Annotated in this window: 22 protein-coding genes and 1 pseudogene; 12 read left to right on the top strand and 11 right to left on the bottom strand. The window is 41.7% G+C overall.

The genetic code is table 11. From position 1 onward, the window contains the following. Positions 1 to 8 precede the first annotated feature (8 nt). From ACRYKC_RS00825 to ACRYKC_RS00805, 5 genes are all read left to right on the top strand, one after another. On the top strand, positions 9 to 1,448 hold the full coding sequence (locus tag ACRYKC_RS00825; RefSeq protein ID WP_433804750.1) for an aldehyde dehydrogenase family protein: 1,440 nt from the start codon (positions 9 to 11) through the stop codon (positions 1,446 to 1,448). A gap of 111 nt (positions 1,449 to 1,559) precedes the next feature. After that, on the top strand, positions 1,560 to 1,694 hold the full coding sequence (locus tag ACRYKC_RS00820; RefSeq protein ID WP_433804749.1) for a hypothetical protein: 135 nt from the start codon (positions 1,560 to 1,562) through the stop codon (positions 1,692 to 1,694). A 194-nt stretch (positions 1,695 to 1,888) separates the two neighbouring features. After that, the gene (locus ACRYKC_RS00815; RefSeq protein WP_433804748.1) at positions 1,889 to 2,611 is read left to right on the top strand and encodes a CAP domain-containing protein; all 723 of its coding nucleotides are present in this window, start codon (positions 1,889 to 1,891) and stop codon (positions 2,609 to 2,611) included. 73 nt (positions 2,612 to 2,684) lie between these two features. After that, positions 2,685 to 3,386, top strand: a complete 702-nt coding sequence (locus tag ACRYKC_RS00810) for an SGNH/GDSL hydrolase family protein (protein ID WP_433804747.1) — start codon at positions 2,685 to 2,687, stop codon at positions 3,384 to 3,386. A gap of 76 nt (positions 3,387 to 3,462) precedes the next feature. Further along, positions 3,463 to 4,446, top strand: coding sequence for a Gfo/Idh/MocA family protein (locus tag ACRYKC_RS00805; protein ID WP_433804746.1), 984 nt, complete (start codon positions 3,463 to 3,465; stop codon positions 4,444 to 4,446). Between the two features lie 89 nt (positions 4,447 to 4,535). Here the strand turns inward: ACRYKC_RS00805 and ACRYKC_RS00800 are convergent, their stop codons facing one another. After that, positions 4,536 to 4,910, bottom strand: a complete 375-nt coding sequence (locus ACRYKC_RS00800) for a winged helix-turn-helix transcriptional regulator (protein WP_433805112.1) — start codon at positions 4,908 to 4,910, stop codon at positions 4,536 to 4,538. Between the two features lie 29 nt (positions 4,911 to 4,939). Next, complete coding sequence (locus ACRYKC_RS00795) at positions 4,940 to 5,149, bottom strand: hypothetical protein (RefSeq protein WP_433804745.1); 210 nt, start codon at positions 5,147 to 5,149, stop codon at positions 4,940 to 4,942. 293 nt (positions 5,150 to 5,442) lie between these two features. Between ACRYKC_RS00795 and ACRYKC_RS00790 the strand changes: the two genes are divergently transcribed. The 5 genes and pseudogenes from ACRYKC_RS00790 to ACRYKC_RS00770 all read left to right on the top strand — a co-directional run bounded on the left by ACRYKC_RS00790 (position 5,443) and on the right by ACRYKC_RS00770 (position 12,094). Next, the gene (locus tag ACRYKC_RS00790) at positions 5,443 to 7,152 is read left to right on the top strand and encodes an ABC transporter ATP-binding protein (protein ID WP_433804744.1); all 1,710 of its coding nucleotides are present in this window, start codon (positions 5,443 to 5,445) and stop codon (positions 7,150 to 7,152) included. After that, a complete protein-coding gene (locus ACRYKC_RS00785) occupies positions 7,152 to 8,936 on the top strand; it encodes an ABC transporter ATP-binding protein (protein ID WP_433804743.1) in 1,785 nt (594 codons plus the stop codon). Before ACRYKC_RS00790 ends, ACRYKC_RS00785 begins: the two co-directional genes overlap by 1 nt. Positions 8,937 to 9,003: 67 nt before the next feature. Beyond that, positions 9,004 to 9,900 (top strand): vanadium-dependent haloperoxidase, encoded by an 897-nt coding sequence (locus ACRYKC_RS00780; RefSeq protein ID WP_433804742.1) that lies wholly within the window; start codon positions 9,004 to 9,006, stop codon positions 9,898 to 9,900. 979 nt (positions 9,901 to 10,879) lie between these two features. Continuing rightward, the gene (locus ACRYKC_RS00775) at positions 10,880 to 11,335 is read left to right on the top strand and encodes a cupredoxin domain-containing protein (RefSeq protein WP_433804741.1); all 456 of its coding nucleotides are present in this window, start codon (positions 10,880 to 10,882) and stop codon (positions 11,333 to 11,335) included. Between the two features lie 106 nt (positions 11,336 to 11,441). Beyond that, positions 11,442 to 12,094, top strand: a pseudogene (locus tag ACRYKC_RS00770) (LysE family translocator). Positions 12,095 to 12,164: 70 nt separating this feature from the next. Here the strand turns inward: ACRYKC_RS00770 and ACRYKC_RS00765 are convergent. After that, positions 12,165 to 13,721, bottom strand: coding sequence for a PTS transporter subunit EIIC (locus ACRYKC_RS00765; protein ID WP_433804740.1), 1,557 nt, complete (start codon positions 13,719 to 13,721; stop codon positions 12,165 to 12,167). Between the two features lie 78 nt (positions 13,722 to 13,799). Next, positions 13,800 to 15,152: a 6-phospho-alpha-glucosidase gene (locus ACRYKC_RS00760; RefSeq protein WP_433804739.1), complete on the bottom strand. Its 1,353-nt coding sequence runs from the start codon at positions 15,150 to 15,152 to the stop codon at positions 13,800 to 13,802. A 150-nt stretch (positions 15,153 to 15,302) separates the two neighbouring features. On the opposite strand from ACRYKC_RS00760, the gene ACRYKC_RS00755 reads away from it, so the two are divergent. Together ACRYKC_RS00755 and ACRYKC_RS00750 are read left to right on the top strand one after the other, a co-directional pair. Next, entirely contained in the window at positions 15,303 to 16,013 is a 711-nt protein-coding gene (locus ACRYKC_RS00755) for a GntR family transcriptional regulator (protein ID WP_433804738.1), read from the top strand. A 59-nt stretch (positions 16,014 to 16,072) separates the two neighbouring features. After that, positions 16,073 to 16,522 carry a hypothetical protein gene (locus ACRYKC_RS00750; protein ID WP_433804737.1) on the top strand — a complete coding sequence of 150 codons (450 nt, stop codon included), beginning with the start codon at positions 16,073 to 16,075 and terminating at the stop codon, positions 16,520 to 16,522. Positions 16,523 to 16,560: 38 nt separating this feature from the next. On the opposite strand, the gene ACRYKC_RS00745 is transcribed toward ACRYKC_RS00750, so the two are convergent. From ACRYKC_RS00745 to ACRYKC_RS00715, 7 genes are all read right to left on the bottom strand, one after another. Further along, positions 16,561 to 17,679, bottom strand: a complete 1,119-nt coding sequence (locus ACRYKC_RS00745) for a GerAB/ArcD/ProY family transporter (RefSeq protein ID WP_433804736.1) — start codon at positions 17,677 to 17,679, stop codon at positions 16,561 to 16,563. Positions 17,680 to 17,703: 24 nt separating this feature from the next. Next, positions 17,704 to 17,928 (bottom strand): hypothetical protein, encoded by a 225-nt coding sequence (locus ACRYKC_RS00740; RefSeq protein ID WP_433804735.1) that lies wholly within the window; start codon positions 17,926 to 17,928, stop codon positions 17,704 to 17,706. A 10-nt stretch (positions 17,929 to 17,938) separates the two neighbouring features. Further along, on the bottom strand, positions 17,939 to 19,150 hold the full coding sequence (locus ACRYKC_RS00735) for a Ger(x)C family spore germination protein (protein ID WP_433804734.1): 1,212 nt from the start codon (positions 19,148 to 19,150) through the stop codon (positions 17,939 to 17,941). Between the two features lie 2 nt (positions 19,151 to 19,152). Beyond that, on the bottom strand, positions 19,153 to 20,700 hold the full coding sequence (locus tag ACRYKC_RS00730) for a spore germination protein (protein WP_433804733.1): 1,548 nt from the start codon (positions 20,698 to 20,700) through the stop codon (positions 19,153 to 19,155). A gap of 234 nt (positions 20,701 to 20,934) precedes the next feature. Continuing rightward, the gene (locus tag ACRYKC_RS00725; RefSeq protein ID WP_433804732.1) at positions 20,935 to 22,635 is read right to left on the bottom strand and encodes a glycoside hydrolase family 13 protein; all 1,701 of its coding nucleotides are present in this window, start codon (positions 22,633 to 22,635) and stop codon (positions 20,935 to 20,937) included. Positions 22,636 to 22,653: 18 nt separating this feature from the next. Beyond that, positions 22,654 to 23,481, bottom strand: a complete 828-nt coding sequence (locus ACRYKC_RS00720; protein WP_085027784.1) for a carbohydrate ABC transporter permease — start codon at positions 23,479 to 23,481, stop codon at positions 22,654 to 22,656. A gap of 14 nt (positions 23,482 to 23,495) precedes the next feature. After that, positions 23,496 to 24,809: a carbohydrate ABC transporter permease gene (locus ACRYKC_RS00715; RefSeq protein WP_433804731.1), complete on the bottom strand. Its 1,314-nt coding sequence runs from the start codon at positions 24,807 to 24,809 to the stop codon at positions 23,496 to 23,498. Positions 24,810 to 24,859: the final 50 nt, after the last annotated feature.

The raw sequence follows: 24,859 nt of genomic DNA, 5'->3' as shown, positions 1-24,859 counted from the left end.
GGCCCATCATGCAGACAAAGGTTAAAACGATGAAGATGTTACTCGGAGGAGTGTGGACCGATGCGCAGGATACATTTGAAGTCCGTAATCCACAAAACAATGAGTTGATTGCCCTTGTTCCCCAGGCTTCTAAAGAAGATATGCTCGCTGCTATTGAAAAAGCAGATCAGACGTACAAAAAAATGAAGTCATGGCCGACTCATGAACGAATCAAAGTGCTGAATAATGTTGTGGACTATATGCGTCAACACAAAGAAGAGTTCGCACAGATTATTGCCTCTGAAGGAAGTAAAACGATAACAGAAGCAAGAGGTGAGGTGAGGCGAGCTACACAGACTATTCAAATCAGCGCAGAGGAAGCAAGGCGAATCAATGGAGAAACCATTAACTTTGATCAAAACGAAGGCAGTGAGGATCGAGTCGGTTACTACTACCGTTTTCCTGTCGGAGTCATTGGTGCCATTACGCCATTTAATGATCCACTGAATTTGGTCGCTCACAAAATTGGTCCCGCAATAGCATCAGGGAATGCTATAGTTTTAAAGCCTGCCTCTGTCACACCTCTAAGTGCATTGAAATTGGCAGAAGCTTTTATAGAAGCTGGTCTACCTGAAGGATTATTGTCCGTCATACCTGGACCGGGTAAAGAAATAGGGGATACGCTGGTCACTCATTCAGCCATAAAAATGGTCACGTTTACTGGAGGTTCTGAAGCGGGCGAAAGGATTACTCAAATCTCAGGAACGAAAAAGGTAAGCATGGAGCTTGGCTCCAATTCTCCTGTTATTGTGTTGAAGGATGCCGATATGGATGAAGCGGTCTCTTCATGTGTTTCGGGAAGCTTTTCTGCCGCTGGGCAAAATTGTATTGGAGTTCAGCGGATATATGTTGATAAAGAAATATATCAAACGTTCCTAAAGGGAGTCGTTGATCTTGCCAGTCAGCTTAATGTCGGCGATAAAATGAATGAATCAACAGATGTCGGCCCAATGATCAATGAACGGGAAGCCATTAGAGTGGAAAATTGGGTTGAGCAGGCAGTTGATGAAGGAGCAGTCATTGCCGTGGGTGGTAAGCGAAATGGGGCTTTTTATTCTCCTACAGTTCTGACGAATGTTCCTTCTCATGCTCGAATTGCGCAGGAGGAAATCTTTGGTCCGGTAGTCATCATGGAAGCGGTGGATGATTTAGAAGAAGCTGTTGAAAAAGCGAATAACGTCAATTATGGACTTCAAGCTGGGGTTTTCACTAATGATATTCAAAAGGCTTTCTATACGATTAAACATATGAACGTCGGGGGCATCATGATTAATGATAGCAGTGACTATCGTATCGATGAAATGCCTTTTGGTGGAACAAAGAATTCGGGGATTGGAAGAGAGGGTGTACGGTACGCTATTGAATCCATGACAGAGCAAAAGGTAGTATGTTTCAAGTTGAAAATGTAATTCTTTAGTCAGAGCCGCTATAAAAAAGCGGCTCTTTTTCTATTGCACAAGGAAATGTTTGTAAAAAGGTCTAAGGGTAAACATCTAATAAAACTAAAGGAGGTTATTTACTTGGCTCAGTTTTACGTGAACCAAAACCAACAAACAGGTGGAGATCATGAAGTACACAAAGAAGGATGTAAATTCATGCCATTTGAAAAAATCTGCTCGCCCTTGGCGGTCATACCGATTGCGCAAGTGCACTAGAAGAAGCTAATAATACTTACGATCAGGTGAATGGTTGTCAAACATGCTGTCCTGATTGCCATACAACCACATAAATAGTAGCCGCTATGTTGTTACATAGCGGTTTTTTTAGTGAAAAATGGAACGCTCTAATCAGGATAAAAAAATACCTCAGGCAAATAGTAAGAGTGATGAATTCCTGAGGAGGATGAAAGATGAAAAAAGGTTTACTGTTAGTAATCTTTGCTGCTTTCATGGTATTCATGCTTGCAGCTTGTAATACAACTGAAGAACGGGCAAGAGAAAGCCAGCAAAATAACTTGAATGAAGTTAGTTTTGGCCCGCAAGATCAAGGGATTCAGCCTAACCAGAGTCCTGGGAAAGAGGATCTTGCACCCGGACAGAATCGTTTTGATGCCAATATTCCTTATGAAGGCATGAACCCGAACGGTCCTAATGGTCCATTCCAGGGTCCTAATGTGTATGAGGATGCGGATCGAAACCAAGGTAATGAGAATGCCAACCTGGGTACAAATCGGGAGCGAACCGACCAAGTTGACGGAGCTTTCCGCGAGGAAGTCATTCAGCTGACGAACCAGGCTCGAGAAAAGAATGGATTAGCGCCTTTAAAAAATAGTGCGGATGTTGGAGAAGTAGCCCAGACAAAAGCTGAAGATATGTCTGATAACAAATACTTTTCACACACATCTCCGACCTACGGAACGCCTTTTGATATGTTGAAGGAATTTGGAGTCGATTACCGTACGGCTGCAGAAAATATTGCTGCAGGGCAGCAGACACCTGATCAAGTGGTCAAAGGGTGGCTAAACAGTCCTGGACACCGCAAAAATATCATGAACAAAAACATGACGCATATTGGTGTGGGTTTTGCACAAGACGGACAGTATTGGACACAAATGTTCATTGGCAAAAAATAATTAAAACATGACGCATGGCATGTCCAGCGTCGTGTTTTTACATAATAAGAGCATGGAAGTAGGAGAAATGGATATGGTGAATAAGGTGGCTATTGTATTAACGCTTATCATAACTTGTTTTCAAATTCATACGAGTTCTGCAGCGAAGTACAAGCACATCGTTGCCTTAGGAGATTCCATTCCATATGGCTATAATTTGGAAGAGGATAACCAGACTTCGCCAAAGGAGGCTTTTCCTTATATTATAGGATCGGAAAAGAATGTGGAAGTTACGAATATGAGCGTTCCAGGATTGACTTCAAGAGAGCTCCTAGCTGCTGTACAGTCCAATGATAAGATAAGGAGTACACTTCGAAACGCAGATTATGTCCTTGTCTATGTAGGCGGTAATGATCTTCTTAATTTAGTTAAGAAGAATAAGGGGGGAATTGATGGAATTAAAATCGAACAAGTAGCACCGGTGATTCGTGGTTTTATTTATAATATGTATTCGATCATCCTTGAAATCGATAAACTTACAGATGGAAAAGTGCTCGTCTATAATCTGTATAACCCTTATCCAGCTGCTGGTGATAAAATGAATGCCCCTTTGTATTATCTTAATCAGCAATACGCTTCTTTAATAAAAATAATGAATCATTTCACTTCTATCCAGTTGATTGATGTGTACCACTCATTCAAAGGCCATCCGGAATACATCATTAAAGGCGATGTTCATCCTACAAAGGAAGGTCAAAAGGCGCTTGCCGAGTTAACCATACCTTATATTCGATAATGGTCTGCCTCTGTGCAAGCTCTTTCATTCCTGTATAATGGAATCAACTTGATTAGTAAAAGGAGTATGAAGAATAATGGTTCGTTTCGGAATTATTGGTACGAATACAATCACTGAAAAGTTTCTCCAAGCAGCTCAGCAGCATCCTAATTTTGAATTAACTGCGGTCTATTCTAGAACAGAAGATCGGGCAGAAGAATTTGCTGAAAAACATGGAGCAAGTCATACGTTTACTTCTGTTCAGGAATTAGCAAAAAGTGACGTGCTAGACGCTGTGTATATTGCCAGCCCTAACTCTTTTCATGCAGAGCAAGCGATCATATGCATGGAACATAAAAAACACGTCTTATGTGAGAAACCAACAGCGTCTAATCAAAAAGAAGTTGCTTCGATGATCAACTCAGCAAGAACCGAAGGAGTACTTCTTATGGAAGCTGTTAAGTCAACACTCTTACCTGGGTTTGTGAGTCTCCGTGACAATTTACATAAGATTGGACAAGTCCGTCGTTTTGTAGGAAACTTCTGCAAATATTCATCTCGCTATGACGCATACAAAGAAGGTACGGTCTTAAATGCTTTCAACCCTAAATTTTCAAATGGATCATTAATGGATCTAGGTGTCTACGGCATCTACCCTATGGTTGTTTTATTTGGTGAGCCTGAGACGATCCATGCCAATGCGGTTATGCTGGAATCTGGAGTTGATGGGGAAGGAAGCTTGATAGCGGAATATGAAGGAATGGAAGCTGTAGTTATGCACTCGAAAATACAACATTCCTACGCACCTAGTGAAATTCAAGGAGAAAAAGGATCCATAATCATTCCTGATATCTCTGAACCAAAAGGTATTGAAATTTATTATAAAGACGGTACAAATGAGTCTTTAACACCTGAAGATGTGAATGACCCTATGTTTTATGAAGTCCAGGAATTTATAAGTCTCATTGAAAACCGACAAGGTCAATCACTTGTAAATTCTCATGAAAATTCGTTGGTAGCAGCAAAAGTGATGGAAGAGGCACGGAGAAAAATCGGACTTGTATTTCCGGGTGATTTATAAACCATGAAAAAATGAACACTCAACTTTCTACAAATAGAAAAGGCTTCGTTTTATTAACGAAGCCTTTTCAATATACACAATGGGAATGGCTAACCTAACTCATTTTCTTTTTCATCATGTTTCGTATTTATCATATCAGCCATTTCACTTTTTGAAGCAGACATCCGTTTATGAGCCATTCCCCACTCATTCATGGACTCTAAGAATGAGGCCGTGGTTTTGCCGTAAGGAGTGATGCAATATTCAACTCTTGGAGGCATAGTTTCAAAATCCACGCGTTCCACAAGTCCGTCTTCAATCAACTTCCTTAATTCGCGTGAAAGAATACGTGACGAAATACTCCCATCAAGGGATCGGCGCAACTCATTAAATCTCAGTCGGTCTTTGTGAAGGAGCTGCCACAAAATAGCCCCTTTCCACTTGCCGCAAACAACCTCAAGAGTAATATCAATCCCATTCTCCATTTCGCTCACACGAGTCACCTCATCTTAACTTATTTTTTTGTTGCATTCTTTTCCATGGCTTTCTGATATCCTTCCATAATTCCCTGAGCATAGACCCTGTTTAACACAGTCATGGTCTGAGGTATCACTTGATCCTCCTGGGAATCGGATATTTGATTTAGCAAGTCAACGAGTTCTAGCAGTTCTTCCGTGACGGGGAAAATAGGCTTTATATTATCCCTCACTGTATCACCTTCCATTCGGTTCGGAAATACTACTAGTATAATTCTATTGCCTTTTTCTTGAATTCTCAAGTACTTACAGGGTTGTAACTTGTACACCACAACAATATAAAACACCAGTATTTAAAAACGTTAGTCCGTGATTTTGTTTATAGTCGACGTTTATCTGCTTAAGTAGTGGTGTACAAAAGTTATACCTATATCACTAAAGTTCAATATGTTTGTACAAGGAGAGGTAAGCTTCCTTAGTTCTATCCTACTCTATTATCCTGTATAATGAGAGGAACTTTCATACTTGCGGAGGAAACTTTATGCAAAAGATCATCGCCTATTCAATGAATTATAAAACGTCGGCCGGTATAGCCTTAAGTTTAATGCTCATTGAACTCATAGTGGAATTGGTTCAACCTTTGATTTTGGCAAAAATCATTGATGGTGGAATTTTAGCGGAAGATTATTCAACCGTTGCTCTGTGGGGAAGCGTCCTTATCGGCTTGTCCCTGTTAGCTTTTACCGCGGGTGTTACGAATTCCTTTTTTGCTGCAAATTTCAGCCAGGGAGTAGGCTATGACTTAAGAAGAGATTTGTTCGCTAAAGTACAGAAATTTACGCATGAAAACTTCCAGCAATTTTCGACTCCGGGTTTAATTACAAAAATGACGAATGATGTAACTCAAATACAGAGTCTCTTATTTATGTTTGTCCGTATTGCTCTTAGGGCACCACTTTTTATTATTTTTGGTCTGATCATGGCTTTTACGATTAATGTTCAACTAACATTCATTCTTGTTGTTGCTGTACCTGCTTTTTTAGGATTTCTTTTCTGGGTGTTAAAAATAGGTGTGCGCTTATTTAAGCGTGTCCAGCTTAACCTTGATAGGCTGAATACTGTCATACGTGAAAATTTGACAGGGATTCGTCTGATCAAAGGGTTTAATAGAGAAGATTATGAGAGTGATCGGTTTTTACATGTGAACAAGCAATTGATGGGTGTCAATAAGCGCGCGCTTTGGCTGATGGAAGTAGCTATGCCAGTCGTTATGCTTGGGATGAATGCTTCTATCCTCCTTATCCTATGGCTTGGAGCCGACAAACTCAGCCTAGGAAACATTCAGGCAGGTGAACTCGTAGCCCTTATTAATTATGCGACAAGGATAATGTTTACGTTTGGTCTTTTTACTTTTCTAATTATGATCTTTTCCAGAGGGAATGCATCAGCAGAGCGAATCAGTGAAGTACTTGATGTAGAAGCGCCTTCTTACTTAGAAGACAGTGAAAAAATTCACCAGGAGTTAAAAGGCGAAGTTCAATTTGACCGAGTGTCCTTCTTTCATTCCGCCCATCCAGTGCTTCAAAATATCTCCTTTCATGCCCAACCAGGACAAACCATTGGACTGCTAGGGGAGACGGGAGCTGGGAAAACATCCTTACTTCATCATATACCCCGGTTATACGAAAAACATTCCGGCGAAATCTATTTAGATGACATTCCTATCGAAAGTTTTGATATAAAAAGCTTAAGAAAACAGATCAGTCTTGTTCCTCAGGACATTCATCTTTTTTCTGGAAGTGTACGTTCGAATATAGCATGGGGAAAAGAAAATGCTAAAATGAGTGAGATTGTTGAAGCGGCTAAGCAAGCACAGATTCACTCGTTTATTAAATCATTACCTGACGGGTATGATACGGTGCTTGGGCAAAAGGGAGTCACTTTCTCTGGAGGACAAAAGCAACGATTATCTATAGCCCGAGCGCTTGTAAGAAAGCCTAAAATATTGATTTTAGATGACAGCACCAGCGCTCTGGATGCTTATACAGAAATGAAGCTTTTAAATAGTCTGAAAAACCAGCAATGTACCGTGTTTATCGTCGCACAAAAAATCAGTTCATTGAAGGAAGCGAATCAAATCTTGCTGCTCCACCAAGGCAAGTTGATTGCCCAGGGGTCACATGAAGAGCTGCTAAATGAAAGTCCATATTATCGAGAGGTCTTTCAATCTCAGCGAGAGGATGTGATGTAATGGCACGCCAGCCCCGCCACATGGGAATAGGGACACCCCCTCCAAAAGTTGAAAATATAAAAGCTACCCTTAAAAGAATTTGGAGCTATATGGCTCCAGAGAAGAAACGTTTCTCTTTGGTCATTGGGTTGATCATCATAAGTTCTCTCTTGTCATTACTCGGTCCTTTTTTACTCGGAAAAACCGTGGATATCGTTATCGCTGAGCCAAAGACCAACACACTGATGGTTATGATCTTCCTGTTGTTAGCGGTCTATTTTTTCCACTCTTTAACGTTGTGGGTGCAAAATTATTGGATGATCGGTATTGCCCAGACGACAGTGTATCAAATGAGAAATCATCTGTTTTCCCATTTGCAAAGACTTCCGATTTTATTTTTCCAGAAAAGGCAGCAAGGAGATCTCATGAGTCGATTGACTAATGATATGGAAAATGTGAGCCGGACTCTGAACACAGCTGTTGTACAATTCGTAACGAGCGTGTTGACGATAACGGGTACGATCGGAATGATGATTTGGCTTAGTCCTCTGCTCACTTTATTGACCTTGACGATCGTTCCAGTTATGTATTTTGGGATGAAATGGATAACGAAGCGAACAGGCACTTATTTTAAAGAACAGCAAAAACATTTAGGTGAACTGAACGGTTACGTGGAAGAGATGTTTACAGGTCAGCCAATTATCACGATGTTTTCCAGAGAAGAGCGGGTGATTCATGATTTTGAGGAAAAAAATGAAGCTTTAAGACAATCGGGGTATTGGGCACAAGTGTATACAGGTTTCATTCCTAAGCTAATGAATATGCTGAATAACGTAAGCTTTGCCATCATCGTAGGTGGGGGAGGTTTGTTAGCTCTTAACGGTTATGTATCCATTGGGATCATTGTTACGTTTACTACCTATTCCCGTCAGTTCACACGCCCCCTGAATGATTTGGCTAACCAGTTTAATATGATACTTTCGGCTGTAGCTGGTGCAGATCGTGTTTTTCATATTATTGATGAATCAGAAGAAAATGACACCGGAGAAAGATCCTCCATTAGAGGCAACATTGAGTTCCGGGATGTTTCCTTTTCTTATGATGGCAGTGAGCAGACGTTAGCTCACGTAAACTTTCATGCCGAAGCGGGGGAAACGGTCGCACTAGTCGGACCAACAGGGGCAGGGAAGACGACGATCGTCTCCCTGTTGTCTCGTTTTTATGATCCCGATCAGGGCAGAATTCTTGTAGATGGAAAAGACATTCATTCTATTACCCGTGATAGCTTAAGGAGTCAAATGGGGGTCGTTCTTCAGGATGCCACGATGTTTAATAAAACCATTCGCGAAAACATTCGGTATGGAAGAATAGATGCAACAGATGAAGAGGTTGAAAAAGCGGCAAAAGCTTCTCATGCTCACGAATTTATTACAAAATTACCAAACGGTTATGACACGATTCTCGACCCTGATGGGAAAGGGGTCAGTCATGGCCAAAGACAGCTGCTTTCCATAGCCCGCGCAATGATTGCCAACCCTTCGCTGTTAATATTAGACGAAGCGACTAGTAGCATCGATACTGTCACCGAAATGAAAATCAACGATGCGCTAAAGAAATTGATGAAAGGGAGAACAAGTTTTGTCATTGCTCACAGACTGAATACAATCCGTTCTGCCGATCAAATTTTAGTATTACAAAAAGGACGAATTATTGAAAAAGGTACCCATTATGAGCTGATTGAAGAAAAAGGATTCTACGCAGATTTAGTAAAGACACAGCAGGCAGAGAAGAACGTAATGCTGTAAAAGGATCGAAAATCGTTTCACCTATACCCTTGTACGCCCATAAAGTAGTAAAAAGGGGGGTGAGACAATGTCTCATAAGAAGAGAACCTATCCTCTATGGACGGAAATTCCTTATGCGGGGACGGCTTATGCGCCGACTGTGGAAGAGGGTGTCGAACCAAAAGCAGGAGAATGGCAAACTTATTATATTAGAAAAAGCCGGAGGCACGGGTTTAAAAAATTAGATGGACATCCGATTCACTTAGAGATTAAGCACCCTGAAAAAATTGATTGGCTAGAAGAATTGAGAGTTGTTCAACATACACTGAAGAATTTAACAAAGCAGCAAAAAAGAATCGCCATTTATTGGGGTGAAGGACCTCCTTCAAAACAGTGGATCCCGATTGTTGACCGGTTGATTGATACGTATGGAGTTGAAGCACCGCGAGCAGCTCGAATCTTAGGAGCTCTTTTTGCTGGGATGAATGACGCTTTAGTTGTTTGCTGGACTTTAAAGTACAAATGGCTTGTCCCAAGACCAAATCAGCTTGACCAGAAATTAGCCACGGTGATTTGTACACCTAAGCATCCATCCTATCCATCTGGGCATGCCACTATTTCTGGGGCGGCTGAAGTTATATTAAGTTATTTCTTCCCTTCAGAACGAAGAAATTTGCATAAACTTGCCGAAGAAGATGCAATATCAAGACTTTATGCTGGGGTGCATTATCCAGTCGATAATGATGAAGGACTTCGACTAGGCAGACAAATTGGGAGAATTGTAGTAGATGAGTTAAGGAAAGATCGTGTGAATGGTCTGCCGGTTGATTCTCCGTATAGGGATTTCCGAGGGGCAGATATTTTTCCAACGACATATGAGCAGGCTATACCTTTTGAATTCGATCGCAGTTGTGATTCTTTGCTGCTCGGAGAGGATTGGGATGAGGATGAATCTTCATTAGGAGCCTGGCTTAATAAAGATTAAAGTAAAGAACAGCCCTTCCGCTGTTCTTTTTTTATTGGATCGTTATTCCAGTTAATAGCAGTATTCTGGAAGATTCGATTCCGAGATACCGTGGGTTTGTATATGCAATAGTGTTAGGGATGGCTGTAAAATAACTCGCTTTCCTGTGGGGGAACTGCCAAGCCTCCTCGTTCGCTACGCTCTCTGTGGGGTCTCGCCTAGGTCCTTCTCCCTTGTTCTATCCAGTTCCAGCGCCTAGCGGCTAGTGAGACTTCCCTCGCTTCTGTACGATAAGTCAACATCGAATCACTTCGTTCTTCGTGTTTCCTTTATCTCCGACAGCTCAGTCCAGTCCATACGCCGCTGTTCAAGGCGCTTCCACATTTAAATTGGGAGTCTCGTCATTTTCCATCCATCCCCGCTGTCATTAACCTCTCAAACCCACCTGGTTTCAGAATTTAGAGTGAGGCTAATTGAAATTCTGTAATATAAGCATCTTGAAATCCATTACAATCCTATTCCGACAGTATACTTTCAAAGTGAATCTCCAGAATAAAAAGGGCAGTTTCTACTTTTGCATGGGTTTCCGTTCCGCCAAAAAATAGCAAGGTGAGAGGGGAAATGGTGAGCCTCCTAATCTAAAGGTGGAGGTGCCTCGTACAGAAGCGAGGGAAGTCTCACTAGCCGCTAGGGGCTAAAACTAGATATAACTAGGGAATAGTATGGTTGGCAAGACCCCACGGGTTGCAAATCGAGGAGGGTTGCCGTCATCCCCGCGGAAAGCGAGCCATTTTCCCTCTCACCTCTCCAGATTACTAAGTAACGGAACACCCCCATCCAAAAAATCTATTATCTTATATTCAAGTCTTCAGGATAAGGAGGCATATGCTGAAGATGCAGCTTCTGTAAAACTATCCTAAGTAAATGGATTTAAAAAAAGAGACAAGTTCTTAAGGATGTGTTGCATATACATTAGCAAACATACTTAGGAGGGATGCAAATGGACGCCATAATCTTGTCAGCCAGAAAAATTGCTTGGATAGCGGGAGCTGTCCTCATCGCGTTAGCTGCCTATTATCTAGGAAGCTTCTTCTGGAAAGGCGCCGTAGCTACTACATCGGAACCTGTCAATACCGAACCCCGAATGATCAATCTCGTTACAGGAGAATTTAAAGCAGAAACTGCTGAAGGTAAGAAGATTGAAGCTTACCGCTGGGATCCAGGGACAATTTTTGTAGAGAAAGATGAATCATTCAGGTTAAGCATTTATGGAGTAAATGGAAAAGAACATCCATTCTACATTGAAGGGACAGAAGTGAAAGGAGTTGTACAGCAAGGAAAAGAGACCATCGTAGATTTGAAACTTGAAAAAGAAGGGATATATCGCCTGATTTGCAATACTCACCCCGACATCGCATCAAACGGGCCGATGATAGCATATATTGTGGTGGACTAATTTATTTATTATAGAAAAGGGACAAGCCATTGTCTCTTTTTTTATGTTCTATTTTGTGGACCTCTTACATGTATTTAACTAATTGTTTGTCCAAAGGGGGACCCCTATGATAGCAACTACAGTTGGATATATCATACTTGGATTGTCTATTGCAGCTCCCGTAGGGCCGATTAACATAGAAATTATCAAAAGAGGACTTGCTTTTGGATTCTGGCCGGCATTGTTTGTAGGGCTGGGAGGCATGTCTTCGGATCTATTATTAATGGGGGCGATGTTCTTGGGCATCGCTACACTCTTATCATGGATGTGGGTAAAGGTTAGTCTGATGCTTGTAGGGTGTATCGTCCTTATACAGGTTGGACAAGCCTTCGTTCATCTCATATAGACCAAAGTGAAAGGAACTCATTAGAGCAACGGGGTGGTTCAAATCATGTTAGAAGGTCATCTTTTATTAGAGGATTTCTCATAGCTGGAACGAATCCAATGAACTTGCTTTTTTGGATTGGGATATATGGGTCTGTATTGAGTGGAGCTTTTCGAGAAGAGAATCTATTTCATTCTTTTCTGATCAGTTCATTAGTCTTCATAGGGATAGGCTTATGGAATGTAAACCTTGCTTTTACGACTCACTTTGGGCGACTATTGGCGAACCCCTCTCTGTTGAAGTGGGTGCATGGTATTGCGAGTTTAATATTGATTGGTTTTGGTATCCAGTTTGGATACAAAGGGGTTACGCTTCTAATTGCAGTTTGGAACTAGGGAAATTATGAAGTGTAAACGAAAAAGGAAAGGCGTACTACTCTAAATAAGTAGTACGCCTTCTGTTTAACTAGGATGCATGAGACTCTTTTAATATGCGATTGATTTCGTTTTTGTATAGATCAGATCGTCCTCCGAAGATGGCTTGAATGTTGTGGTCTACTTTCACGACGCCAGCTGCTCCGAGCTCTTTTAATCGTTCCTCTTGAATCTGTTCTACTTTAGCCACTTCTACTCGCAGCCTTGTAAAGCAGGCATCCACATGTTTCAAGTTTTCTTCTCCGCCAAGTGCTTCCATGATAGCAAGAGCTGTTTCCTTAGTTTGTTCAGACTTTCCGCCTTTTTTCTTCTCATTGAAGTCTTTTCGCGTATAAAGTTTATTTTCTTGTCCACCGCGCCCTGGTGTAGCGAGATCCCATTTTTTAATAGCAAAAGAGAATGAGAAATAGTAGATGACGAAAAATATAGCGCCTGCTACAAGATTCATCCACCAGTTTCCTGTGCCTGGAATCGCATTAACTAATACATAGTCAATCAGCCCTGAGCCACCTGCCCATCCGAGATGGACATCAAGCATATACATCGCAGCGAAGGAAACACCAGCAAGAAGAGCGTGAAACAAGAATAGTAATGGAGCCACAAATAAGAAGGTAAATTCGATTGGCTCTGTAATACCTGTAAGAAAAGCTGTCCCTGCTGCAGCAATCAGCATTCCTTTTACAACAGGTTGATTCTTTTTATCTGCACGACGGTACATGGCTAAAGCTGCTCCTAACAGACCGAACATGATAACAGGGAATTTACCAGCCATGAAACGTCCAGCTGTAACTTCAACTCCTTCAGCAATTTGAGCTAAGAAGATGTACTGGTCACCGGATACCATACTACCCGCAACTTCGGTGGTCCCGCCTAAAGAGGTCCATAGGAATGGGGCGTACCATATGTGGTGAAGGCCGGTTGGAATTAATGCACGTTCAAGAAATCCATAGAGTCCAATGTATAGCGGATTGGTCGCTCCGTTTGCAATGACATTAGCTACAGCATTAATTCCGGTTTGAATTGGAGGCCAAACTACCATCATAGCTAAGGCTAAAAAGATGGAAGTGAATACCATCACAATACCTACAGAGCGGTCTCCTGCAAAGAAACCTAATACTTCAGGAGGATCAAACTCGTGGAATTTATTATAAACCCAGACTGCTAAAAGCCCGACAACAATTCCTCCAAGAACTCCGGTTTCTAGTGTTGGAATACCGAGGGCCATTCCATATTCTCCGCTTTCAGCCACCATATCCGGGGTAATTTCTAAAGCAAATGAAATAGTTTTATTCATAATGATGTAGCCTAATAGAGCAGCTAAAGCAGCAATACCTGAGCCGCCTGTCAAACCAATGGCGACACCAATAGCAAAAATGACAGCTAGATTATTAAATATGCTGATTCCGATATCTGACATGCCATTACCAATTAGTTGAATGATGTCATTTTGTAAAAAAGCAAGAGAATCAGCCAGGGGACCTGTAAGGGCAGCCCCGAAACCAAGCAGAATCCCTGCAGCTGGAAGAAGAGCGACAGGAACCATAAGTGACTTTCCGAACTTTTGCAAACTACCAAAGTATTTCTTCACTTCTTATCCTCCTTATAAGGAAACGCTTTCTTGTTTGGTTGAGAGGAGACCCGGACAATTCAATGCCCGGGTGTACTCTTATTGGTTTGTAACGACTTGCTTATTTGCATATAGCGCTGGCCAGTGCTCTTTATTGGCCTCGATCATGTCGTCAAGAATCTGACGGGCACGAGGTGCATCTACTACAGTTCGATTTAAGGTAAGAGCTTGTAACGCTTTTTCATAACTATTTTCATAGTAAGCATCCACAACTAGTTTTTCGTAAGCCAACTGTCCTTCAATTAATCCTTTGTAGAAAGTGGAAATGTGACCGACAGCAAATGGTTTTGGACCACGGCTTGTGATCATCGCTGGAACTTCAACCATGGCATCGTCAGGCAGGTTAGCAATGGTTCCGTTGTTTTCCACCATGACAATGAAGATATCACCATTGTTATAAGCCATGGATGCTGCCACGCGGATCATGTATCTCCCGTGGATGTCGACTTCAAGCTCCACGTTATCTGTTGTACCATCGGCAATAATTTGATCAGCCAGGTTGTGAACACGTTTTTCACGACCATTGATAACTTGTCGAGCTCTTGTATTGGCTTGGTCTTCTTTTTCCACCATTTGAGATGGATAGAGATAGTACTGCAAATACGTATTTGGCAAGTACTCTGGAAAATCTGTCACCATGCGTTCTACTTGTTTAAACGTATGGATCCAGGATGGGTCGTTTGCAATTTCAGCGTCCTCCGGAATAAAACCGTCTTCAGTAATGGCACGTTTGATGGTATTCGTATGATCGTTCCCATCTTTGTCGAGAATCTTTGTGAACCATCCGAAGTGGTTGAGGCCGAAATATTCAGGAACAAGGTCGAATACATCTTTTCCAAGAATCCCTGCATAACTCACCATAATTGCCGCGGGCATATCACAAATGTTCAGCAATTTCTTATCTTCTGGGAATTCTCGGCGAAGCGCTTCCGCTACGATTGCCGCAGGGTTTGTGTAATTTAAAATCCAGGCATCAGGAGAATAATGGCGAATATCGTTCACAAGGTCAATCATGTCACCGATAGAACGCAACCCGTATGCCATTCCTCCTGGTCCACACGTTTCTTGTCCTACAGCTCCGTAGCGAAGAGGGATTTGTTCATCCTGCTCACGCATTGCCAGGCCGCCTGTTCGAATTTGTACAAATACGAAATCTGCATTAGATAATGCTTCTTCTTTGTCGGTTGTATAGTGGAAAGAATCCAATTTAGGATATTTTTCTTTTAGGATGATCTCTGTTGCTTTTGCGATCTTTTCCTGTCTTTCTGAGTTCGTATCGTAAAACGTAATTGATTTCAAAGGAAATTGATCTTTTTCAGCTATCAGGCTCATAATCATTCCAATCGTGTACGTACTTCCGCCACCGACTACAACAAGGTTTTGCCTTTTCATATTTCTCGCCCTCCAGTAAAGGTATTATATTTGTATTAATTAATTGTTAATATGAATATAATACATATTATTGAAAGCGTCAACATTTGTATCGAAATAAAGTGAAAAATTCGTTATAATTAGGCTAGAGATGGAACGGGAGGAATACGTATGGCAGCACCTTTGTATCGAAGAATTGCCCAGCAGATTAAAGATGAGATTGAAAAAGGGAATTGGAGGGAAGGGGAGGCCATCCCGACTGAGAAACACCTTTCTGAACAATACAATGCCTCTCGCGTGACGATACGCCAGGCGATCAAGGTGCTTGTAGAGGAAGGTTTACTTGAAAAAATCCAAGGAAGCGGAACCTATGTGAAGGAACAGAAAATCGAACATAATATCTTTGAATTGCTTAGTTTCACTGAAGAAATGAGGAAGTTGAATAAAGAACCTGTTAACCATATTCTAGACTTTCAGCTAATCGAACCCCCTGATTATATAAGGAGACGACTGCAACTAGCTCCGGATGAAAAAGTTTTTTATGTGCGCAGGCAGAGGCTCGTCGATGAAGTGCCCTATGTTTTAGAGGACACCTATCTGCCTGTATCCCTTTTTCCAGATTTATCGTACAGCATTATGAAGGGCTCTAAGTACGATTACATTGAAAAAGTTGTAGGAATGAAAATTAAAGATAGTTTTCAGGAGGTTATTCCTGTTCTCCCTAGTAAGGATGTAGCTGAGGCTTTAAACGTGGATGCATCGATGCCGATTCTGAAAATGCAGTCGTATAGCGTATTCGTAGATGGTACGATCTTTGAATACAGCGAGAATCATTTCAAGAGTGATGAATACAAATTCACCTTGAAAGCTTCCAGGCCGTAAATGTGTGAACTCTTCTCATGTTGGGAATCATACCCAAAACATAGAGAAGGAGTGAGAAGATGGAACATCGGATTTCACATGAAGATATGGACCGAATCCTTAAACAGTTGGAGGATGACTACGTAAAGGCATTGAAAGACAATTCCAGCTCAACACTAGAAGACTTTATTGAGCAATTTTTATATGATTCCTGGGAGTATAATGACCGGAATATTGATTTGATCAAAGCCGTCATGAGCCTTTATACACAAGGAGAAATATATCGGACAACATTCAGTGGAGCTTTTAACGAAATGGTGGATCATTTACAGGAAAAGCTCACGGAGTTGGACAAAGAGGGCAGGTATCCAATGATTCATACGTCAAATGGAGCGTCCTATCTGGTGGCTTTTGTAGACGGACTCGTGATTCAATATTTTACAGGTATTTATAATGTAGAGGACCTGCAAAAGCTGACCCCGCAACTGAAAAAAGTGATACTAAATGCTCTAAGTACGGATGAGGTATAGAAGAAAGGTGGCGTGCCTGTTCAAGGAACGCCACCTTTTTATGCCGTTAGCTTTTCTTTCTTTTTCTTTTTTATGACAAGACCGATCCATAATAGGAAAGGCAAGAAGAGCCCATGAGTGAGTGCATAGGATAACCATATGTCACCCACAAATGTCTCGAAATAGGCTACGTCAGGATAGGCAATGATCGATAGGACCACCATTCCAATTCCTAGGGGGAGAAGCAAAGGTCTGTGGTCGTCTATCTTCAAAAATTGAGCGATGCCAACGGAAGATGCATAATAAAGAACGATCAGCTTGAAGAAGATGGTGATCATCCATATGATAGCTACAATGATTTCCAACCCTTCTAAAAAGCCTGCTATATTGATTTTCTGCCCAATCCTATAAATAGGGTAAGCGTTTAGGGCAGTAAGATCACTACCCAGCACTAGAAGGCATAATAGAGTAATCAAAAATAGCGCACCCCCGCCAAACAACATTCCCAATAGCCACCCGTGTCTAGTTTTTTTGCTTTCTTTTACATACGGAAAAATCATTAAAAGTGCGACCATCTCCAATAGTGGCGTTCCTACAAGAATGGTTGAAGCACTTAAAATTGGAGTCACACCATTTCCGAACATAGGTTTAAGGTTATCCGGACTGATTTGGGGTGCCAAAGAAATGGTCAAAAACAGCAATAATAGAATTAACCACGGCATAAATATTTCTGCGGAGCGTCCGATCGTTTCTATTCCTAAATAAGCACTTCCGATTATGACAAGTAGAAAGAGAATGTGTGTAAACTGCAGTGGAGTTTCCGGAATGATTTGAGTTGTCATGAAATCCCCGATGTTTCTTAGAACAAGTGCCGCTAGAATATAGATGAAGGATAGGTAAAAAAAGCTGAGAATTCTGCCAAACCATGCGCCGAATACATCATTAGCCGCTTGAACGAAAGTTTTTCCCGCAGATAATTCACCGATTTTATTGTAAAAGAGGATGAGGCAGCTTCCTACCAAAATCGAAATAATTAACGAGATCCAGGCATCTTGCTTTGCTTGGGCAGCTAGAGGAGTTGGGACGATTAGGATCGAGCTTCCGATTGTAAATAGGATGACAATCAGCATGTATTGACGGGGACTTATTTTTTGATTATCCATGATTTGTTTATCCATACCATTCGATCCTTTCTCCATTTGTTATAACCCAAACCACGAGTGAATGGTCCGATAAAAAGATTGAATATAATCTAGCGGGTTTGGCAGTTTTACTCCTCTGCTTTCTAGAACGGCAATGAAGGTCATAATGAAAAGCAGGATGGTGAAGTACCACATTTCCTTCTTTTTTTTGGCTCGTCTCAGCCTTGGGAATTCTAATAGAAAGATACCAAGCGAAGCAGAAATTACTAATATGGTGTGCCACATCTTTCGATCACTATCCTTCCTTGTTAATTGGCTGGGTGATAGTTCCTTTTCTTCGGAGTTCTGTCTTCACTTTTATTTCGACTTCTAAATCTTTGAATTGGCTATCCCAGTCTTTTTCGACTTTTTTAAAATACTTAGGGTTATCACGATGGACAACGTTCCCAAATCCAAAGATATCACTGCCGGACTCTTTGCCTTTTTCAATACTTGCTACAATAATCTCTTTAATTGCTTGGTCTATTTTTTTATTGAGCTTATCAAGAGACTCCGGTTTACTAAGGTCGATCTTACACTCTACTTCTCCCACATTTCCTTCTGTTTCGACGTCAATAGTCACAACAGGTTTGTCACCATTGATCTTTGACTTCATAGAAGCCTGCGATCTTAATATTTCAACGCTTAACTTACCATCCTCACCTTCACAAGAATCTGTGATAATGGTACTGCTCACGTTTCCTGTAACAAAATTCAATCCCCGGCTCTCTTCTTCCGTTAACCATCCAATCAGCTTGTCTTCTTTAAAAATAGCAAGCTCATCAATTTCCAGTTTTGTAGGCGAATCAACGTTTTCAACGTTGCTGATGTTTGTTCCGATATCTTCTTCCCCGATTAAGACGATGCCGCTTAAGACAGGGTTTTCTCCTTTACTTTTAATGGCCGAGATTAACTTATCAATCGATACTCCTTTTGTAGCGGCCCAGTTCTTTTCTGTTGTTTCTAAGGTGCTCATCATTTTATTTGCTGGAATTTTTTCATACGGAGTAATGATACTCAACACACTTTCGGCAGGAGCATTCTTGGCGATTATGGCGTAAAACGATGTTCTAAATTCATGATCTCTATATAGAAAATCTAAGATAGGCATGATGCCTTCTTCTGCAACTTCACTCCCCAGGACAGCTAATCGCAGCTGCGAGAAGTAAATTTTCCTTGGAGATTTTTTGGCAAGCTTACGGAATGCTTCAAACAACGTCTCACCAGTTGTTGTATAAGTAGATACTGGAGGTCGGGTAGTCGGCGCATCTGTTGCAATTTCAGAAGGGTTGATCACCTGTACGGAGACGTGATAATGATCATCACTGTCCTTATCAATACCAATAGCAACAGCAATTCCCAATTCATCCAATTCACGGCTGTTCCAACATCCTGACAGGATTAGTAAGCAGCTCATCACAAGTATCGTTCGCGTAATGATAGAAAGAGACTTCGATTTACACTTCATGATTAGTTCTCCTTTGATGATGGGCTTGTTCGTTTTTCATTTTCTTTCACAAGCGAGCTTGGTCTGGAAAACATCCCCCAGTGGGGAAGGCGAAGCAAAACGTCCTTCTGATCCTTGGGTACGAAAGGAGCGAAAGGTGACATGTAAGGGACGCCGAACGATTTTAAACTGCATAAGTGAAAGACCATGGCTATTAAGCCAAGGATGATGCCGAACAAACCAAAAGTAGCTGCTAGGGTCATGAAAATAAATCTTAAGATTCGGATCGGAATCGCCATGTTATAAGCCGGAACAACGAAGCTGCTGATCGCTGTAATTGCAACGACGATGACCATTGCTGGTGAAACAAGACCCGCCTGCACGGCGGAGTTCCCGAGTACGAGAGCACCAACAATGGAGACGGCTGAACCTACAGGCTTCGGTAACCGGACACCGGCTTCTCTTAAAATCTCAAAGGTTAATTCCATAATCATTGCCTCAACGAATGCAGGGAAAGGAACTCCTTCTCTTTGAGCAGCAAGACTGACCAGTAACTGAGATGGGATCATCTCAGGATGGAAGGTCGTAAAAGCGATGTACAAAGACGGCATAAATAAAGCGATGTTAAAACAAATCAATCGTAAAATACGGATTAGTGTTCCGATGTCTGCACGTTGATAGTAATCTTCACTAGAATGAAAGAAGTTGACGAATAGGGCAGGGCACAGTAAAACATCAGGTGTTCCATCGGTGATGATGGCTACACGTCCTTCCATAATTCCTGCTGCAATCGCATCGGGTTTTTCTGAATAATAGACCGTTGGAAAAGGCGAATACTGGGCATCTTGGATATACTCTTCTAAATAGCCGCTTTCAAGAATTCCATCGATATCAATTTGGTCGAGCCGTTTATGAACCTCTTTGACGACAGATTCCTGGGCGGTCCCCTCGAGGTAAATGACGGCTACATCCGTGTTTGTCATCTTTCCAACTTTTTTAGCATCAATTCTGAGTTTCGAGTCTTTAATTTTTCTCCTTAGCATGGAGGTGTTGGTACGCAGCGTCTCTGTAAAAGCCTCTTTAGGCCCGCGAATAACACTCTCTGAAGTTGTCTCCTGTACACCACGGTCTCTCCAGCCTCTGGTGCTTGCTGCTAGAGCTTTTTCTTCTCTGTCTAACAGAAAGATCGTTTCACCAGATAATAATCGTTTGAACAAATCTTCATAATTATCTAGTTCACTAAGCTCACCGATAGGTAATGAAGCATCTTTGATCATTTCATATAAACGACGGACAGAGGCACGTTTAGGCGGCATCTCAAGCATGAGGGCTTCCATAATGAAATTCTGAATCGTATCCTTATTCACCATTCCGTCTATATACAATACAGCGCACGGAGACTTACTGATCACAAATTTTCTTATAACAAGGTCGGAGCTATTTCCGAGTGATTCTTTAATGAAATCGACACTTTGCTCTACAGAAGGAATGAGTGGGCGAGGGGGAGTCTTATTATCTTTTTGGTTGTCGTTTTGCTTTTGGTTCTGGCCTTCCGTTTTATCCCGTTTCACCGCACATGCCCCTTTCAAGTAGATTTTTGGTTAGCATGTGCACATTTTGGTTTTTTATGAAAATGATGTCTTGCTTATTAGGGATAAGGAACAATGCGAGTAAGTTAGGGAACAATTGGAGCACGCTGGGGAACAATCTTTCGTAGTTAAGGAACAATCTTTCAGAGTTAGTGAACAATCACACACAGTTAAGGAACAATAAAAAAAGCGACCCCACAAGGGCCGCTTTTCCTATTAAAACTTATACACGACAGCTTCGTAAGGACGGAGTGTCAGCTTGCCATTTTCAACTTTAGGAGCTTCATCGTAATTCTGAATCAAAACATCACTTTCATTGTAATTGAAGCTGTCTGGCCAATCTCGTTCAAGCTCTCCTTTTTTGAAGTTTGCAATTACGAGAAGAGACTGATCTTCGTAAGAACGAGTATAAGCATAAACTTGCTCATCGCCTTCCCAGACGAGCTTGTATTCACCATAAACCATTACATCATGCTCTTTACGTAGCTGGACGAGCTTTTTATAGTGATAGAAAATAGAGTCTGGATCCTTTAAGGCTGCTTCCGCATTAATTTCTTTGTAGTTTGGATTCACCTTGAGCCACGGGGTTCCCTCTGTAAATCCACCATTCATTGAATCATCCCACTGCATAGGGGTACGTGCGTTGTCACGACCTTTTTCATGGATAGAGTGGAGGACTTTGTCCGGGTCATAGCCTCTGGTTTCCACAAGGTCATTCCATAAGTTAATGATTTCTACGTCTTTATAATCTTCAATCGAAGGGAAGTGGACGTTCGTCATACCGAGCTCTTGCCCCTGGTATATATAAGGTGTCCCTTGCATCATATGGTACCAGGTAGCAAGCATCTTCGCGCTTTCCTTGTGGTACTCACCATCATCGCCGAATCGCGATACCGAGCGGGGCTGATCGTGATTTTCCAGATACAAAGAGTTCCAGCCTTTATTGTAAAGCTCAACTTGCCACTTAGACATGATTTCTTTTAATTCGGTAAGCTTCCAGTCTTTGATCTCCCACTTGCCCATTTGTCCGCCAGGCTGAGCATCGATGTCCATATGTTGGAATTGGAAGAGCATAGACAGGACACCATCATCTTCGTTGGTAAACTGTTTTCCTTCTTCAGGGGTGACGAATCCAGTTTCACCAACAGTGAGAATATCATAATGGTCCAGCACTTCTTCTTTCATTTCATTCATGAATTCCATAAAGCGGGGACCGTTTGCAAAATAATCACTGCCCCATTGATATTTTTCTTCAGGTTTAGCAATAGGGGCATCTGGCAGCCCTTCCACTTTGGAAATGAGATTAATAACATCCATTCGGAAACCATCCACACCGCGATTCAGCCACCATCTCATCATATCGTATACTTTATGACGAACTTCAGGGTTCTCCCAGTTCAAGTCCGGCTGCTTTTTCGTAAACAAGTGCAGATAGTATTCTTCAGTCGCTTCATCATATTGCCACGCAGATCCGCTGAAAAACGACTGCCAGTTATTTGGCTCTTTTCCATCTTCGCTTGGTGGTCGCCAAATATAGTAGTCTCGATAAGGATTGTCTTTCGATTTCCTTGATTCCACAAACCATGGATGCTCATCAGATGTATGATTGACAACGAGGTCCATGACGAGCTTGAGGCCTTTTTCATGCATTTGAGTAATCAGTCTGTCCCAATCCTCAAGTGTTCCGAACTCTGCCATGATGTCTTGATAATCACTAATATCGTATCCCATATCATCATTCGGAGATTTGTAAATCGGGGAGAGCCAAACCACATCGATTCCGAGTTCTACGAGGTAGTCAAGCTTCTGAATAATCCCTTCAATATCACCGATCCCATCCCCGTTACTGTCATTAAAACTCCTGGGATAGATTTGATAGACAACTGATTCTTTCCACCACTGAGTGGATTTTGACATAAATTTATTCTCCTCTCATTACTCTTTGACGGCACCTGAAGTCAAACCAGAGACAATACGACGCTGGAAGAATAGGACCATGATGACTAACGGTACCGTTACGATAACTGTAGCAGCTGAGATTTCTCCCCAGGGAATCGTGTATTGACCCTGGAACATCCCGATTCCAACAGGAACAGTTTTGTAGCTTTCCGCTGTATTGATCGTCAAAGCGAATAGGAATTCATTCCATGCTGCAATAAACACAAGAATCGCTGTTGTGAAAATCCCAGGGATCGCTAACGGCAAAATGATACGGAAATACGTTTGCATCATAGATGCCCCATCCATCTTTGCTGATTCTTCCAAGTCAAAAGGAATCTTACGGAAGAACGTCACTAGTAACCAGATCGAAAGTGGCAAAGCAAATGTCGTATAAGGGATGATCAACCCTAAGTAGCTGTTTGTAAGCCCTACATTTTTCAAGAAAATATAGATAGGGGAGATGGTTGCAATTTGCGGGAACATTGAAACGGATAATACAACTCCCAGAATAATGGATTTCCCGCGAAAGCGAAGCCTCGCAATTGCATAGGCAGCAAAAGCTGCTACGAACACGGTATAGACAGTCGTAATAGTAGATATCACTGTACTATTCCATAAATAAGTTAAGAATGGATAGTTTGTAAATACGGACACGTAACTTTGGAACGTCGGATCGCTTGTAAACCAATTGAACGCTTGAGGACCGAAGAGCTCCGATAAAGGTTTAATGGAGCTAAGAAGGATCCAAAGGAACGGGAACATAATGACAAATACAAAGATCGCTAAGAACAGGTAAAAACGAACGCCTGCTTTTTTATTCATTTCTTCTCACTCCTTTATTTTTTAGCTCCGTCCCCAAGAAGGTCTGAACCAAGGAACTTAATATAGATCGCCGAGATAATCGCTACACAAATGAAGACAATAACGGCAAGCGCAGAGCCTTCTCCGAAGTTCGTTTGTGAGAACATGACTTTGTAGGCGAGTATCGAGATTGTTTCCGTTGAGTTCGCTGGTCCACCGCCTGTCAAAACGAAGATCAAGTCAAATACGCGGAACGCATCTAACGTACGGAAAAGGAGAGCTACTAGAATACTAGATTTCATTAAAGGTAACGTGATCTTAAGGAACTGTTTCCACTTGTTGGCACCATCAATACTCGCTGCTTCGTACAGAGAGGTAGGAATGGTTTGTAGTCCTGCTAGCAGCAATAATGCCATGTATGGAGTGGTTTTCCATACATCTGTTAAAATAACGGCTGCCATAGCCCCCACCGGTGTGGTTAAAAGACTACTCATAGAATCGATAATTCCAATCTGTTCAAAGAAGTGGGCAACAATACCGTTCTGACCATCATAAAGGAATTTCCACATGAGGGCGGATACCGCTGTAGGAATGGCCCATGGAATCAGAATCGAAGCACGCACGAGCCCACGTCCGAAGAATGCTTTATTGATCAAGAGTGCTATTCCCATACCAAGTACAAGCTCAAAACCAACGGAAACGAGGGTGAATATCCCCGTATTCATTAAGGAACGCCACATACGTGTATCCGTTAGATTTTTTTCATAGTGGCTAAAACCGATGAAATTTGGTTCGATAATGCTGTCATTTATTGCATTTGCTAAACCTGTCAGTCGGTTTGCATCAGTCAATGCTTCTTGATCTTCAAGTTCGTTCAAACGCCGCTCTACTTGTTCAAAGGTTTCCTTGAAGTCTTCGCCAAATGAGCGATCGATCTCAACGAACTTTAAATCATCACTAGGGATTTCAAAGTTGAAGAGTTTTTCATTCACTTGCTCATATCGTTCTGCAATATCTTCATCCTGTACTAATTCTTCATCATAAGCTTGCATGTTGCTCTTAATATTTTCTAATGTTGAAGCAACTTGTGGAGGTGATTCTTCGATTTCATCTTCAAGTGCAGTAATTAAGAAAGGCTGACTGTCTAAATACTGTTCTAAGTCTAAGGTGTAGGAAAAGTGGATATCGGATTTTGCAGGGTCGTTCAAGCGATAGTCAAATAAACTAAAGTAAAAGGACTGGATAACAGGCCATATTGCAATGGCTAAAATAAGTATCAATGAAGGGGCGACGAGTAAATAACCAAGTCTTCTTTCCTTCTTCTGCGAGTCGTTTAAGCTCTTTGCCAAGATAGTCCCTCCTTTTGGGGCATAAAGGATTCAGCCTCCAAGTTGTCGTA

Origin of the sequence: Halobacillus sp. A1-3 (assembly GCF_050971765.1) — a bacterium.
GTDB classification, from domain to species: Bacteria; Bacillota; Bacilli; order Bacillales; family Halobacillaceae; genus Halobacillus; species Halobacillus mangrovi_B.
The sequence above is the reverse complement of the archived record's forward strand: the minus strand, read 5'-3'. Positions and strand labels throughout refer to the sequence as shown.

Coding starts and splice junctions, on each gene's coding strand:
- ACRYKC_RS00800 (WP_433805112.1), bottom strand. CDS start 4,910: ATGGAGAATGGGATTGATATTACTCTTGAGGTTGTTTGCGGCAAGTGG.
- ACRYKC_RS00740 (WP_433804735.1), bottom strand. CDS start 17,928: ATGTGGCACACCATATTAGTAATTTCTGCTTCGCTTGGTATCTTTCTA.
- ACRYKC_RS00785 (WP_433804743.1), top strand. CDS start 7,152: ATGGCACGCCAGCCCCGCCACATGGGAATAGGGACACCCCCTCCAAAA.
- ACRYKC_RS00825 (WP_433804750.1), top strand. CDS start 9: ATGCAGACAAAGGTTAAAACGATGAAGATGTTACTCGGAGGAGTGTGG.
- ACRYKC_RS00790 (WP_433804744.1), top strand. CDS start 5,443: ATGCAAAAGATCATCGCCTATTCAATGAATTATAAAACGTCGGCCGGT.
- ACRYKC_RS00745 (WP_433804736.1), bottom strand. CDS start 17,679: ATGGATAAACAAATCATGGATAATCAAAAAATAAGTCCCCGTCAATAC.
- ACRYKC_RS00780 (WP_433804742.1), top strand. CDS start 9,004: ATGTCTCATAAGAAGAGAACCTATCCTCTATGGACGGAAATTCCTTAT.
- ACRYKC_RS00735 (WP_433804734.1), bottom strand. CDS start 19,150: ATGAAGTGTAAATCGAAGTCTCTTTCTATCATTACGCGAACGATACTT.
- ACRYKC_RS00810 (WP_433804747.1), top strand. CDS start 2,685: ATGGTGAATAAGGTGGCTATTGTATTAACGCTTATCATAACTTGTTTT.
- ACRYKC_RS00805 (WP_433804746.1), top strand. CDS start 3,463: ATGGTTCGTTTCGGAATTATTGGTACGAATACAATCACTGAAAAGTTT.
- ACRYKC_RS00750 (WP_433804737.1), top strand. CDS start 16,073: ATGGAACATCGGATTTCACATGAAGATATGGACCGAATCCTTAAACAG.
- ACRYKC_RS00755 (WP_433804738.1), top strand. CDS start 15,303: ATGGCAGCACCTTTGTATCGAAGAATTGCCCAGCAGATTAAAGATGAG.
- ACRYKC_RS00760 (WP_433804739.1), bottom strand. CDS start 15,152: ATGAAAAGGCAAAACCTTGTTGTAGTCGGTGGCGGAAGTACGTACACG.
- ACRYKC_RS00795 (WP_433804745.1), bottom strand. CDS start 5,149: ATGGAAGGTGATACAGTGAGGGATAATATAAAGCCTATTTTCCCCGTC.
- ACRYKC_RS00775 (WP_433804741.1), top strand. CDS start 10,880: ATGGACGCCATAATCTTGTCAGCCAGAAAAATTGCTTGGATAGCGGGA.
- ACRYKC_RS00720 (WP_085027784.1), bottom strand. CDS start 23,481: ATGAATAAAAAAGCAGGCGTTCGTTTTTACCTGTTCTTAGCGATCTTT.
- ACRYKC_RS00815 (WP_433804748.1), top strand. CDS start 1,889: ATGAAAAAAGGTTTACTGTTAGTAATCTTTGCTGCTTTCATGGTATTC.
- ACRYKC_RS00725 (WP_433804732.1), bottom strand. CDS start 22,635: ATGTCAAAATCCACTCAGTGGTGGAAAGAATCAGTTGTCTATCAAATC.